Consider the following 14,184-nt stretch of genomic DNA (forward strand, 5'->3'; position numbering starts at 1 on the left):
GCGAATGATTTGTGATAGGAACTTACTTAAAATAAGCTTGTCGTTCTTTGAACGATATGTTACACTGTTGGCTTTTCTATGTTGTGCCCTTTCATTGTCTGCACAGCAAAATCCCAATATACAAACCTCTATTGATACCACATCCATAAGAATCGGTGAACAAATAAAATGGTCCGTAACCGTTGAGGTAGATACCACCGCACAAGTTATTTTTCCTGAAGGACAAACATTTTCGCCATTAGAGACCGTTGAAGCCTTTGTAACGGACACTACCAGAAAAAAAGACCGACTGACCCTACAAAAAATTTATGCTCTTACCCAATTTGATTCCGGCGCATACAAACTGCCTTCTCAGCGAATTGAAATAAACGGTACCGGGTACATGACAGATTCTATGTTGATCAACGTTGCAAATGTAGCGGTAGATACCTTGAACCAGAAAATGTATGACATTAAGCCTATTATCAATGTCGAAAAAAGCAATACGGAAATATTAAAATTTATCCTCATTAGTATTTTAATTTTACTGATTTTGGCCGGCTTATTTTATTGGTTCGTACTAAGAAAAAAACCTTTGACAGAAGAAGAAAAGGTAGCTCTTTTACCCCCATATGACAGAGCTTTATTAGAGCTTAAACGTTTAGAGAATTCCAAATATCTAATTCAAGATGAATACAAGGAATATTACTCTGAACTAACAACCATTGTCCGCTCGTATTTAGAAGAAGATGTACATGTAACGGCCTTGGAAAGTACTACGGGCCAACTAATTGAGAAATTGGAACTTTTGAAGGATGCCGGTGAACTAAACCTGGACAATGATACCATTAAGCAGTTTCAACAGATATTACAAACGGCAGATTTAGTCAAATTTGCAAGAAACAAACCATCTACACAGATAGCCGAGCAAGATCGCAAATTAGTAGAGCAAATTGTAGAGAAAACACACGAAGCTTTGCCGGAGCCTACCGAAGAGGAATTATTGGAGCAGGCCGAATACCAAGAGGAGCTGGAGCGTAAACAAAAAAAGAAAAAAATAATTATTGGCGTAGCGTCCTTGGTCGCATTACTATTGATTGCCACAACTATTGCCGGTATAAAATTTGGATTTGGTTATGTAAAGGATTCCGTTATTGGGCACCCTACCATGGAATTGCTTGAGGGCGATTGGGTGCGCAGCTCATACGGTTTTCCGCCCATTGAACTGGAGACGCCCAAAGTTATGGTAAGACAAGAGGTTAAACTACCGCCCGAAGCTAAAGCGACCATAGCGGACATACAAGCTTTTAGCTACTCTAGCCCTATTGGTATGTTTAGCGTTGGAGCAACCTCCATTACCTTGAACCAACCCAATGCAGAACCCGATTTTGACAAAACCATAGAACAGATTTTATCAAATTTTGAAGCTCAAGGAGCAAAAAATATTATTACCAAACAAGAGGAATTCTCAACCGTTAGCGGTGTTACAGGGGTAAAAGTATTTGGTAGCGGTAAATTTGACACACCATCCAATGGACCGCAAAATGGCCAATATACCGTACTATTATTTGGCGGAAAAGGTTTTCAGCAATATCTAATCTTAACATGGCTAGAGGATGATGTTTACGCACAGGAAATAGTAGACCGTATTTTAGCATCGGTAGAAGTTAAAACAGAAGTATAAATGTTAGAAAATATATCATTTGCAAATCCAGATTTCTTTTGGCTGTTCTTACTACTGCCATTGGCCATTGCATGGTATATCTATAAACTTAAAGAACAATCGGCATCATTACGTATTTCAAGTATAAAAGGTTTTGACCACAATAGTTTGTTGCCAAAGTTTAAACCCATGTTGTTCTTCTTTAGATTATTGGCGTTAAGTGCAATCATTGTTGCATTGGCACGACCACAGACCGAAGACATATCAACACGCACAAAAACTACAAAAGGTATAGATATTGTAATGGCAATAGATGTGTCTTCCAGTATGTTGGCACGAGACCTTAAACCAAACCGGTTAACAGCATTAAAAGATGTAGCGGCTGATTTTATCAAAGAAAGACCAAATGACCGCATAGGTCTTGTTGTATATGCAGGCGAAGGGTACACCAAAACACCAATTACCACAGATAAATCTATTGTACTTAATGCCCTATCAGAAATAACGTATGGGCAATTGGAAGACGGTACCGCCATTGGTATGGGGCTGGCAACTTCTGTAAACCGACTTAAAGAAAGTACCGCAAAGAGTAAAATTATCATCTTGCTAACAGATGGTGTAAACAATTCCGGATTCATTGAGCCACAGACCGCAGCGGACCTGGCCATTGAATTTGGTATTAAGACCTATACAATTGGTCTTGGCACCAATGGTAACGCATTATCACCGGTATCTTACAATGCAGATGGGTCTTTTAGGTATGGTATGAGGCAAGTAGAAATTGACGAAGCACTTTTAAAGGAAATTGCCAAGGCTACTGGCGGTAGATATTTTAGGGCTACGGATAATGAGTCTCTAGAAGAAATCTATGATGAAATTAACAAATTGGAAAAAACCGAGGTAGAAGAATTTAAGTACTACCGCTATGAAGAAAAATATAGACCCTGGATCTTAATTGCCGGTGCGCTTTTATTATTTGAATGGATTTTAAGAAACACTCTTTTTAGAAGCTTTGTATAATATGGTACAGTTAGACGAGAAAATATATTTCTACTTGCTCATTATCATTCCGGTAATTGTGGTACTGTACCTATTGGTCTTGATTTGGAAAAAAAGAACCCAAAGAAAATTTGCCGATACCGCACTTCTTAAAAGACTTACCCCTAATTACTCTACCAATAAAAGTGCTTTAAAACTTATACTCCTTATCATTAGTTTAGGTTTATTGATCGTTGGTTTGGTCAATCCTAAAATAGGAACCAAATTGGAGACCGTTAAGCGCGAGGGAGTAGATATTGTTTTTGCCGTGGATGTTTCTAAGAGTATGTTGGCCGAAGATATTGCCCCAAACCGATTGGAAAAAGCAAAACGATTGGTATCAGAAATAATCAATCAACTGGCTAGTGATCGTATAGGCATCATTGCATATGCCGGGCAAGCTTACCCACAGTTGCCCATAACTACAGATTATGGAGCTGCTAAAATGTTCTTACAAAGCATGAACACAGATATGCTTACGTCTCAAGGAACTGCCATAGATCAAGCCATTGAACTTGCCAGTACGTACTATGACGATGCGGAACAGACCAATAGGGTATTGTTCATTATATCTGATGGGGAGGACCACTCTGAAGGTTCCACTATAGATGCCGTGGAAGATGCCGTAGATGAGGGTATCACCATTTATACCATTGGTGTAGGTAAGGCAAAAGGTGCTCCAATTCCTATTAAAAGAAACGGCATATTAGAAAGTCTAAAGAAAGATAGCCAAGGAGAAACCGTAATTACCAGACTAAACGAAGACGTTCTAGTCGATATAGCGGGTGAAGGTAACGGGCAATATATTGATGGCTCCAATACAAATACCGCCGTAGAATTTATAAAAGAGGAATTGTTGAAAATGGACAGAAAAGAGTTCGAGGCCAAACAATTCGCAGAATACAAAGACCAGTTTCAATGGTTCATAGGAGCGGCCCTTTTGCTTCTCTTTTTAGATATTTTTATATTGGACCGAAAAACAAGCTGGTTAAAGAAATTGAATCTGTTCAATGAAAAAAGACATGAATAAAATCAAAATGATTATCCTATTGGTTTCTGTTTCCTTGTCTATAAAAGGCATTGCCCAGGATACTAATGAGCAAGACAAAGAAAAAGCATTGAAAACCTCTACTAATTTTACTTGGGAAGGTAATAAAGCTTTATCCGAAGATGATTTTATAGCCGCAGAGGTCAATTATAGAAAAGCCATATCTGAAAGTCCTGAAAACAGTGCTGCACCCTATAATTTGGGAAATGCCTATTATTTAAATGAAACATATAACGAAGCTTTTAGTAGATTCAAGGAAGCGGGCGAAACATCAACGTCCAAAGAAGACAAACACAGTGCCTATCATAATATGGGTAACGTTTTCATGAAACGTAAGGATTACGCAAAAGCTGTTGAGGCATATAAAGAAGCCTTAAGAAATGACCCTACAGATGAAGAAACTCGATATAACCTTGCACTAGCTAAGGAATTGCTGAAAAAAGACGAGGAAAACAAGCAGCAAAACCAAGACGATCAGGACCAAGACAAGGAGGGTAAAGACGAAAACAAAGACCAGGACAAAAAAGACGAAGGGGACAACGAGGACAAGAAAGATAAGGGAGATGATGGGGACAAAGGTGAAGATGGAGACAAGAACGAAGAGCAAAAAGATGAGAATAAAGACGGAGAAGGAGATAAGAAAGACCAAAAGAAACAACCTGAACAAGGAGATAAAGAACAGCAGGAACAGCAGCCTAGGCCCAACCAACTCTCCAAACAACAAGTTGAAAATTTGTTAAGGGCCATGCAGAACGCCGAGAAAAAAGTTCAAGATAAAATAGACGCCAAAAAAGTTAAAGGTGTAAAGATTAAAAACGAAAAAGATTGGTAAACTTTAAGGGCATTTTAAATATATCGTTGTTATTCGCGCTAGTACTATCATCGTTCACGATGATGGCACAGGACAATAATGCCGTAACTTTTGAAATGAAGCTGAGCAAACCTAAGTTGGGTCTTAATGAGCGTTTACGCGTAGATTTTGTCATGAACCGTGACGGAGATAATTTTAACCCTCCAGATTTTGAAGGTTTTAGGGTGATTATGGGACCGTCACAATCTATAAGTTCTTCATGGATCAATGGGGTAAGAAGTTACTCCAAATCCTATTCCTATACGCTGGCACCCACCGCCAAGGGTAAATTTACCATTAAGCAAGCATCTATTTCCATAGGGGGACAAACCTATAAATCCCTTGCCAAAGAAGTTGAAGTTACTGCTGCGGTGGATAAACCTAGCGATCAAATGACCGCAGATGATATAGCGGATGAAAACTTACATTTGGTTGCTGAAGTCTCCAAATCCAATCCTTATATAAATGAAGCTATTACGGTAGTTTACAAATTATATGTAAGTCCTAATATAAGCGTATCCAACTATCAATCTTTAGACAATCCTACTTATAATAATTTTTGGAGCCAGGATATTAAAGTTCAAGCGCTAAGTGCCCAAAATGGAACATATAAAGGTAAACCTTATAGATATGTGACCTTAAAGCGTGTTGTACTATATCCACAAAAATCTGGTAAATTGGATATTGAACCCTTATCGTTGGATGTTACCGTGGATGTTCCTACAGGAAGAAGAGATTTTTTTGGAAGCAGACTTTACGCCCAAACAAATAAAACAGTTTCCGCAGGAAATAGAACCATTAATGTAAAACCGTTACCTATTAAAAACCAACCGGCAAATTTTGATGGTGCCGTAGGAGAATTCGATTTTAAAGTCACCACCAGTAAAACTAGTTTAAACGCCACAGAATCATTACAGGCTACCGTAGAGGTCAGTGGTAAAGGAAACCTTAAGCTTTTTAAACTTCCCGAACCGGAATTGCCCAGTGCCCTAGAAGTTTATGAACCAGAATTTACAGAAGGGGTAAGAACAACACTTAGTGGTATGCAGGGCAAAATTAGCAACCAATATACCATTGTTCCTGCCTTTAGGGGAAAATACCCAATAGCTCCCATGAGCTTTAGCTATTTTAATCCCAAAACGGAAAAATATACCACATTGACCTCAGAGGAAATTATCATCAATGTTATTGAAGGTCCTTTAAACGGATTAAATACCACATCAAACAATGTAGCCAATTCCAAACAAGCCGTAATAGCCAGTGGTACCAAATTCAATTTTATAAAACTGACCCCCAACCTGTCGAATAAATCAGTTTCGTACTTTTTTAGATCTACTCGTTTTTATCTTTGGTTACTACTTCCTTTGTTGTTCATACCCCTGGCAATAATTTTCAGAAAAAAGAGAGACGCCATGGCAGGAGATGTAGCGGGTAATAAGGTTAGAAGGGCCAATAAATTGGCACGCAAATATTTGTCTGCGGCCAAAAAGCAATTGGGCAATAAAGATTCTTTCTATGTGGCTTTAGAAAGGGCATTGCACAACTATTTAAAAGCTAAACTTAAAATAGAGACCTCTGAGTTCAGTAAAGATAAAATTGCCCTTCTTTTAGAAGAAAAAGGTATTGAACAACATACCATTTCCAGTTTCATTAACTTATTACAAAGTTGTGAAGCCGCAAGATACAGTCCGTTCTCAGATGTTCAAATGCAGGCAGATTATGATAAAGCCAGTGAGGTAATTTCAGTAATGGATAAACAGTTATAACCATGTTCAAAAATATAGCAATCATTATTGGTCTATTTATGGCAATTTGCTGTACCGCCCAGAACAATAAACTGTTCGATCAGGCAACAACGGCCTATAATGCCGGTGAATATGACAATGCCATTGAAAATTATCGTCAGATATTGGAAAATGGCCAACATTCTGCCGCAGTTTATTTTAATATGGGAAATGCCTATTATAAGCTCAATAAAATTGCCGAAAGTATTTACTATTATGAAAAGGCCCTATTACTATCACCAAACGATCAAGAAATTAAGACCAATCTAAGCTATGCCCAAAATATGACCTTGGATGCCATAGACACCCTTCCTGAAACTGGTTTATCCAAACTATATAAAAATATTACGGGCAAATTAACTTTTGATCAATGGGCATACGTAGCTATAGCTGCAATGCTGCTTTTTGTTATCCTTTACATTCTTTTTTACTATTCCAATTATTCAACAAGCAAACGATGGACTTTTATTGGTAGTCTTTTTGCTTTATTTTTAAGTATTATTGCTATCATTTTCGCCTATGTTCAGCAGAGCGATTTTAATGCATGGCAACCGGCCATTATTTTTGCTGAGGAAAGTATTATCAAATCTGAACCAAATACTGCAGGCCAGCAAATTTTTGTACTTCATGCAGGAACCAAGGTCAACGTCTTGGATGAGTTGGATAAATGGAACAAAATACAGCTGACCGATGGTAAAACAGGATGGATCAACAAACAGGATTTAAGACTGTTAAAAGATTTTTAGATATTATTTAACAAATATTTAAAGGCACGGGCGTATCTTTGTCATCGATTCAAAAAAATGAAATATATAGCGCGCATTACTCTATTATTGTTATGGCTATTTGCAATTACCGCACCTAGCATAATAACCTTGTGCGATACCGAAAACCCTATTGTTGTTACCAATCTAAATGAGGAAGAACAACAAGAGACCGGAAAAAAGTCCATGGGTGAAGAAAAATATGTCAAGGATAATAGCATTGATCTTTCCTTGGTCGCTACCACTAAAAATTCTATCAGTCGTAATAATTATATATTAGGCTGTTTTGACTTTGCCTTAGAAGTTATCTCTCCCCCACCGGAAAATTTAGGTTAGTTTACCCATTTTATTTTTTATAAGTAACTAATCAGTCCTATAACAGATAATAGGATATAATTTTATTTCATTATGTTTAAGCATATTAAAAGCGATATTCCCTCGAGTATCGTAGTATTTTTCGTTGCACTACCTTTATGTCTAGGTATTGCATTGGCCAGTGGGGCCCCTTTATTTTCTGGCTTAATTGCCGGTATTATTGGTGGTATTGTAGTAGGAGGCTTAAGTGGCTCTAAAATAGGGGTAAGTGGACCTGCTGCAGGTTTGGCCGCAATTGTATTGACTGCAATTGGAACCTTGGGAGGTTACCAGAATTTTTTGGTCGCCGTAGTTCTTGGAGGTATCATCCAAATAGTTTTTGGCGTATTAAAGGCCGGGGTAATTGGTTATTATTTTCCTTCGTCCGTAATTAAAGGAATGCTTACCGGTATAGGTATCATCATTATTTTAAAGCAAATACCCCATTTTTTTGGATATGATCCTGATCCGGAAGGTGATTTTGCATTTTTTCAGATAGATGGTAAAAACACCTTCACCGAAATACTTGACACGGTCAATAATATTAGTCCGGGTGCTACGCTAATTGCAATTATCGGGTTTGCCATATTGCTCTTGTGGGACAAGGTATTATCCAAAAAAGGAAAAATATTTCAATTGGTGCAAGGCCCACTAGTGGCAGTGGCAGTAGGTATAATTTTTTATATCCTGACCAAGGATAGTGAAGTACTTGCAATTTCTTCAAATCATCTGGTAAGTGTACCCGTACCAGAAGATGCCGCATCCTTTTTAGGACAGTTTAGTTTTCCAAATTTTAGTGCTATTACCAACCCACAAGTATGGGTTACCGGTTTTACCATTGCATTGGTAGCAAGTCTTGAGACCCTACTTTGTGTAGAGGCCACGGATAAGTTAGACCCTCATAAAAATGTTACTCCAACCAATAGAGAGCTTTTAGCCCAAGGTACCGGTAATATTATTTCAGGTATGATTGGTGGTTTACCTATCACCCAAGTAATCGTAAGAAGTTCTGCCAACATACAATCTGGTGGTAGAACCAAACTATCTGCTATAATACATGGTTTTCTGTTATTGATTTCGGTAATTCTTATTCCAAGATTATTGAATATGATTCCGTTATCCGTCTTAGCTGCAATACTGTTCATAGTAGGATATAAACTGGCAAAACCCGCCCTTTTCAAAAAAATGTACAAACTAGGTTGGAAACAATCCGTACCATTTTTTGTTACCGTAATAGGTATTGTATTTACTGATTTACTTATTGGAATAAGCCTAGGACTAGCAGTAGGTATTGTTGTAATTCTATTGAAAAGTTACCAGAATTCGCATTTCTTACATATTGAGGACAATAGTAATGGTAAGCATAAAATTAAAATGACCTTGGCAGAAGAAGTGACCTTTTTCAACAAAGGTGCAATTTTAAACGAGTTGGATAGCCTGCCACGTGACACCTATTTGGAAATAGATATCATGAAAACAAGATATTTGGACCATGATATTGTTGAGATTTTAGAGGATTTTAGTCTTAAGGCCAAAGAAAGAAACATAGATATTAAATTGGTTTCTAAACGTGGTGTTGTTGAGAACCCTCCAAGTTATATAGGCTTTTTTGAAGAACGGCCTAAATCTAAACTAAGCCTCAGTTAAACAAAATGAACATTTTGTACCATTTAAAAGCATGAAATCATGAAAAACAAAAAGTATAAAATTGTCATTTTTACGGATTTAAAGGATTCCTTGGAGAATACCTTTAAAAGTACATTAAGCTTAGCCAAGGTTTTTAAAGGGGAAATAACCCTGTTCCATGTAAAAAAAGCAACAGATGTTGTAAAAAAGGAAAGCCAGCTCTCTGCCATGCGTAATTTAAATGCAGGGTATCTAGAAATGGAAAAGCAAATCAATAAAATAGTAACCGCCTATTCTAGGAAATTTGGGGTGCCATTGTTTTATTCATGTTCTATTGGTAATGTAAAAAATGAAATTGCACATTATATAGATAATGAAAAACCAGACTTTATTGTCATGGGCAAAAGAGCGCCCAAACTTTTTAATGTACTTGGCGACCATATTATTCCCTTTGTACTAAAAAAGCATAATGGGCCGGTATTTTTTACCGATCAAAGGAATGTTCTGGAAATGAACGGAGATTTATCGTTGGGGATGTTAAGCGATTCTGAAGAAAATTCTTTAACAGAATTGGTAAAACAATTAGTAACACATTCTAACAAACCGTTGAAATCCTTCAAAATTTCTACAAGCAATCCACTAAAGAGTACTATCAAAGAAGCAATTGGTACAAAAAATATTGAATTTGTTTTTGATAAAAATGATAAGACTCTAAAAACAATCTCTAATTATGTTACCATTAATAAAATCAATCTGCTCTGTGTAGATAGAGGAGACCTAAGGAAGAATGGGAATTCCATTTCAAACACTTCTCAAATTACAGAGATCATAGATAATCTAAAAATTCCTTTATTATTAACAGGACAAATCACTCAAAATTAAAAATATATGAAAGCACATACTAAAGAAACACAAGCCACAATGACCCCACAAAAATCTTTGGATTTTCTAAAAGAAGGAAACCAAAGATTTCAAAATAACCTAAAGGCCAATAGAAATCTTTTAGAGCAAGTAAACGATACCAGTGAAGGGCAATTTCCTTTTGCTACTATTTTAAGCTGTATAGATTCTAGAGTCTCGGCAGAATTAGTATTTGACCAAGGTTTAGGAGATATATTCAGCGTAAGAATAGCTGGTAATTTTGTTAACGAGGATATCTTGGGCAGTATGGAATTTGGCTGTAAACTTGCCGGCACCAAACTTATTGTAGTGTTGGGCCATACAAGTTGTGGAGCTATTAAAGGGGCATGCGATCATGCTAGATTAGGAAATCTTACCGCATTGATCAATAAAATTGAACCTGCAGTAGATGCCGTAACAGAACCTAAAGACGAGACTCTTAGAAATTCTAAAAATTTGGAATTCGTAGATAAGGTTGCCGCCAAAAATGTAGAAATGACCATTGCCAACATTAAAAAGGATAGTCCAGTGTTAGCAGAAATGGAGCAAAACGGGGAAATTATGATCGTTGGCGCCATGTATGATATTTCAACAGGGGCTGTGGAGTTTTTAGACCAATAACAAACCTTGTTTCAATCGATTTTAAAAACCGATGCATTTGTCATCGGTTTTTTTAAACCTGTAAGTTAAAGCACTAAGCCGCCTCTTTTTACTACTGGAATTTTGTAATTTAATCCTTACTAAGAAGCAAGAATCACTTCTAACAAATTTGATGCTATTTCATTAAAAATTTAATTAAAGTATATGAAGAATCTGTTTTCAAATTTTAAAGGGGATTTATTTGGCGGTATCACTGCAGGTATCGTTGCATTGCCATTGGCATTGGCATTTGGCGTAAGTTCTGGAATGGGACCTAGTGCCGGACTCTATGGGGCTATATTCATTAGCTTTTTTGCCGCTCTATTTGGCGGTACCAGCACCCAAATATCAGGACCTACTGCACCTATGACGGCAGTTAGTATGGTCGTCATTGCAGGAATTATCGCCATAAATGATGGTAGCTTAGAAAAAGCATTGCCCGCCATACTAATCGTTTTTCTATTAGCCGGACTAATGCAAATAGGTCTTGGTCTACTGGGAATTGGTAAATATATACGCTACATACCCTACCCTGTGGTGTCTGGCTTTATGACCGCGATCGGTGTCATAATTTTGGTGACCCAAATTTTACCGGCTATAGGTTACTATCCAAAAGAGGATGCTGATTTTGTTGCACAATACAAACCCATGGCAGAAGAAATAATCCTGAACAATATGCTAAAAGAAGAAGCCGGTGAAGGCATATTGGTCTTGGAAAATTTTGAGGAAACCATAGCGCGCGCAAAGACCATTACCGATGAAGATATGCTCAAAGAAGCCCAAACCTTGGCAAAATCTGAAGCTTCTGGAGTAATTGGTGCAATTAAAGTATTGCCTAGGGCTTTAAATAATATAAATTGGTTAGAACTGATTCTTGCCCTTGCAACCATTATTATCATCTATGGTTTTAAACGCATTACCACTACCATACCCAGTGCACTGGTAGCTTTGATCGTAGTTTCTGGGGTAGCATATGGCTTTGGCCTAAACTACAGGCCCATAGAGCAAATACCTAGCGGTTTTCCTATACCCAATCTAAACATGTTTACCCAGTTTAAACTTTCTTCGGTTACTCCTTACATTTTTACGGCACTTACCCTAGCACTACTTGGAGCAATAGATTCCCTCTTAACTTCGGTAGTTGCAGATAATATGACGAAAACAAAACATCAACCTAATAAAGAATTAGTGGGGCAAGGTATTGGCAATAGTATTGCCGCTATTTTTGGCGGTATTCCGGGCGCGGGTGCAACAATTAGAACCGTTGTTAACATAAATGCCGGAGGGAAAACCAAATTATCCGGAATGATCGCAGGTATACTTCTTTTAATCATCCTTTTAGCCTTAGGTCCGGTAGCATCACAAATTCCCGCGGCCGTATTGGCAGGAATACTTGTCACGGTAGGTATAGGCGTTATGGACTATAAAGGCTTAAAAGCCATACCCAGTTTACCCAAAGATATGAGTATAGGGCCCATTAAATTTAGTTCAGAAGTAGTGATCATGTTAGTTGTGTTAGTACTTTCCTCCGTTTGGAATTTGGTATATGCAGTGGGGATTGGACTTATCATAGCATCCTTAATGTTCATGAAAAAAATGGGCGACCTTACCGCAGAACGCTCAGATGTCAAATCTTTGGAGAAGGAAGTAAATTGGCCAGACGAAGCTTCATTTCCAAAGAATTTACAGGAAGAGGTTTTTATTAAACATTTAAAAGGCCCGTTATTTTTTGGTTCAACCACTGAATTTCAACAGATGGCAGACCAAATTCCAAGAACAGCATCTACGGTAATCATTAGAATGGGCAGAATGCAATATATGGACCAATCTGGTCTTTATACCCTGGAGGATGTCCTCATAAGTCTAAAGAAATCTGGTATTACCATTTTATTTGTGGATGTATTAAACCAGCCAAGGTATATGATGGAACGTGTTGGGCTTATACCTGATTTAATTCCTGAAGAACATATTTTTAAAACCTTTAAGGAATGTTTGGTTTGGGTAAAAGAGAACGTAAAGGACATAATACCGTCAATGTAATCATCAAAAGACAGAAAAACATATTCTACCTTTTTTAAAAGTTATAAATTTGCGACTTTAATCAACTTTTATGATTGATAAGATAAAAGAACAGATATCGGAAGTTAATGCGTTTACCGCAAACACTTTACAAGAAGTAGAAACGTTCAGAATCAAATATTTGGGTAAAAAAGGTATTTTGAATGACTTTTTTGCCGAGTTTAAAAATGTTCCGAACGAACAAAAGAAAGAATACGGGCAAACCATAAACCAATTAAAGCAAGCGGCCACAGACAAAGTGGATACGTTAAAAGAAGCCTTGGAAAATACCGGTTTGGACGAAAAAATTTATGGAGACCTTACAAGACCTGGCAACCCTACTGAACTTGGTTCCAGACACCCAATATCCATTGTCAAGAACAAAATCATAGATGTTTTTTCCAGAATAGGGTTCAATGTATCCGAAGGTCCGGAAATAGAAGATGATTGGCATAATTTTACTGCCTTAAATCTTCCAGAATATCATCCGGCAAGAGATATGCAGGATACGTTCTTTGTACAAACCGATCCAGACATTCTATTGCGTACGCATACCTCATCTGTACAAGTACGTTATATGGAAAACAACCAGCCTCCCATCCGTACCATATCTCCAGGTAGGGTATATAGAAACGAGGCTATTTCCGCAAGGTCTCATTGTTTCTTTCACCAAGTGGAAGGTCTTTATATTGATAAGGATGTTTCCTTTGCAGATTTAAAACAAACGCTACAATATTTTACAACTGAACTATTTGGCAAGTCTAAAATTAGGCTAAGACCTTCCTATTTTCCATTTACCGAACCAAGTGCAGAGGTAGATGTGTATTGGGGACTTGAAACCGAAACAGATTACAAGATGACCAAAGGCACAGGGTGGTTAGAAATTATGGGCTGCGGTATGGTAGACCCTAATGTGCTAAAAAACTGTGGTATTGACCCTGAGGAATATTCTGGTTTTGCCTTTGGAATGGGAATTGACCGTATTGCACTTTTACTTCACCAGATTTCAGATATTCGACTATTGAGCGAAAATGACCTTCGTTTTCTTAAACAATTTAGAAGTACCCTTTAAAACTTTTTGGTGAGAAAAGATATTGAAATACCTGTTTCCAAAGATGTATATATCGCCATAGTCCATGAGTGGAACGAGGAGTTTTTGGATAAGGAATGGAATGCCTATATCATTAACGAGCGCCCTAGTGCCATTGAAATGACCATGGTGGTATCTAAAGGTTATGATGGTGACCGTAAAACTTCTACCATGAGACATGCAGTTGATGTTGTCCATGCAAAATCCTTTAAAAAGATAGAAGTAGTACAGGAAGATGTTCTTGGCTTACATAACGAGTTTTATGTTACCTATTTCGCTGACCAAAAATTATTTGAAAAAAAATTCCTTTTTGAAAAGAATACGGTAAATATTCAAAATTTGGATACCCTACCCCTTTTAGAAAAAGAAGGAATATTGGCAAAATAGCTTT

General features: G+C 37.4%; 13 protein-coding genes. All 13 read left to right on the plus strand.

Annotated features, from left to right (window positions below):
- Window positions 1–4: 4 nt before the first annotated feature.
- The 13 genes from ABVM52_RS06775 (at window position 5) to ABVM52_RS06835 (ending at window position 14,180) form a co-directional block, all read left to right on the plus strand.
- Window positions 5–1,663, plus strand: coding sequence for a hypothetical protein (locus tag ABVM52_RS06775; RefSeq protein ID WP_405385111.1), 1,659 nt, complete (start codon window positions 5–7; stop codon window positions 1,661–1,663).
- Window positions 1,664–2,662 (plus strand): vWA domain-containing protein, encoded by a 999-nt coding sequence (locus ABVM52_RS06780; RefSeq protein WP_405384653.1) that lies wholly within the window; start codon window positions 1,664–1,666, stop codon window positions 2,660–2,662.
- 1 nt (window position 2,663) lies between these two features.
- Window positions 2,664–3,710, plus strand: a complete 1,047-nt coding sequence (locus ABVM52_RS06785; protein ID WP_405384654.1) for a VWA domain-containing protein — start codon at window positions 2,664–2,666, stop codon at window positions 3,708–3,710.
- On the plus strand, window positions 3,691–4,560 hold the full coding sequence (locus ABVM52_RS06790; RefSeq protein WP_405384655.1) for a tetratricopeptide repeat protein: 870 nt from the start codon (window positions 3,691–3,693) through the stop codon (window positions 4,558–4,560). The genes ABVM52_RS06785 and ABVM52_RS06790 overlap by 20 nt, the downstream gene beginning before the upstream one ends.
- Before the next feature lie 59 nt (window positions 4,561–4,619).
- The gene (locus ABVM52_RS06795; protein WP_405385112.1) at window positions 4,620–6,344 is read left to right on the plus strand and encodes a BatD family protein; all 1,725 of its coding nucleotides are present in this window, start codon (window positions 4,620–4,622) and stop codon (window positions 6,342–6,344) included.
- Window positions 6,345–6,346: 2 nt separating this feature from the next.
- Window positions 6,347–7,108: a tetratricopeptide repeat protein gene (locus ABVM52_RS06800; protein WP_405384656.1), complete on the plus strand. Its 762-nt coding sequence runs from the start codon at window positions 6,347–6,349 to the stop codon at window positions 7,106–7,108.
- Window positions 7,109–7,165: 57 nt separating this feature from the next.
- Entirely contained in the window at window positions 7,166–7,462 is a 297-nt protein-coding gene (locus tag ABVM52_RS06805; protein ID WP_405384657.1) for a hypothetical protein, read from the plus strand.
- Between the two features lie 72 nt (window positions 7,463–7,534).
- Complete coding sequence (locus ABVM52_RS06810) at window positions 7,535–9,127, plus strand: SulP family inorganic anion transporter (protein WP_405384658.1); 1,593 nt, start codon at window positions 7,535–7,537, stop codon at window positions 9,125–9,127.
- 39 nt (window positions 9,128–9,166) lie between these two features.
- Window positions 9,167–9,988 carry a universal stress protein gene (locus ABVM52_RS06815; protein WP_405384659.1) on the plus strand — a complete coding sequence of 274 codons (822 nt, stop codon included), beginning with the start codon at window positions 9,167–9,169 and terminating at the stop codon, window positions 9,986–9,988.
- A gap of 6 nt (window positions 9,989–9,994) precedes the next feature.
- Entirely contained in the window at window positions 9,995–10,627 is a 633-nt protein-coding gene (locus tag ABVM52_RS06820; protein WP_405384660.1) for a carbonic anhydrase family protein, read from the plus strand.
- A 183-nt stretch (window positions 10,628–10,810) separates the two neighbouring features.
- Entirely contained in the window at window positions 10,811–12,685 is a 1,875-nt protein-coding gene (locus ABVM52_RS06825; protein WP_405384661.1) for a SulP family inorganic anion transporter, read from the plus strand.
- A 70-nt stretch (window positions 12,686–12,755) separates the two neighbouring features.
- The gene (gene pheS / locus ABVM52_RS06830; RefSeq protein WP_405384662.1) at window positions 12,756–13,775 is read left to right on the plus strand and encodes a phenylalanine--tRNA ligase subunit alpha; all 1,020 of its coding nucleotides are present in this window, start codon (window positions 12,756–12,758) and stop codon (window positions 13,773–13,775) included.
- A gap of 9 nt (window positions 13,776–13,784) precedes the next feature.
- Window positions 13,785–14,180, plus strand: a complete 396-nt coding sequence (locus ABVM52_RS06835) for a hypothetical protein (RefSeq protein WP_405384663.1) — start codon at window positions 13,785–13,787, stop codon at window positions 14,178–14,180.
- Window positions 14,181–14,184 lie beyond the last annotated feature (4 nt).

The sequence above is a fragment of the Maribacter sp. LLG6340-A2 genome (assembly GCF_045057105.1).
In the GTDB taxonomy this organism is placed as follows: Bacteria; Bacteroidota; Bacteroidia; order Flavobacteriales; family Flavobacteriaceae; genus Maribacter.

Bases quoted from the DNA above. Each gene is read 5' to 3' on its own strand.
- ABVM52_RS06810 (WP_405384658.1), top strand. From the start codon at position 7,535: ATGTTTAAGCATATTAAAAGCGATATTCCCTCGAGTATCGTAGTATTT.
- ABVM52_RS06795 (WP_405385112.1), top strand. From the start codon at position 4,620: ATGATGGCACAGGACAATAATGCCGTAACTTTTGAAATGAAGCTGAGC.
- ABVM52_RS06825 (WP_405384661.1), top strand. From the start codon at position 10,811: ATGAAGAATCTGTTTTCAAATTTTAAAGGGGATTTATTTGGCGGTATC.
- ABVM52_RS06815 (WP_405384659.1), top strand. From the start codon at position 9,167: ATGAAAAACAAAAAGTATAAAATTGTCATTTTTACGGATTTAAAGGAT.
- ABVM52_RS06805 (WP_405384657.1), top strand. From the start codon at position 7,166: ATGAAATATATAGCGCGCATTACTCTATTATTGTTATGGCTATTTGCA.
- ABVM52_RS06820 (WP_405384660.1), top strand. From the start codon at position 9,995: ATGAAAGCACATACTAAAGAAACACAAGCCACAATGACCCCACAAAAA.
- ABVM52_RS06790 (WP_405384655.1), top strand. From the start codon at position 3,691: ATGAAAAAAGACATGAATAAAATCAAAATGATTATCCTATTGGTTTCT.
- ABVM52_RS06775 (WP_405385111.1), top strand. From the start codon at position 5: ATGATTTGTGATAGGAACTTACTTAAAATAAGCTTGTCGTTCTTTGAA.
- ABVM52_RS06780 (WP_405384653.1), top strand. From the start codon at position 1,664: ATGTTAGAAAATATATCATTTGCAAATCCAGATTTCTTTTGGCTGTTC.
- ABVM52_RS06785 (WP_405384654.1), top strand. From the start codon at position 2,664: ATGGTACAGTTAGACGAGAAAATATATTTCTACTTGCTCATTATCATT.
- pheS (WP_405384662.1), top strand. From the start codon at position 12,756: ATGATTGATAAGATAAAAGAACAGATATCGGAAGTTAATGCGTTTACC.
- ABVM52_RS06800 (WP_405384656.1), top strand. From the start codon at position 6,347: ATGTTCAAAAATATAGCAATCATTATTGGTCTATTTATGGCAATTTGC.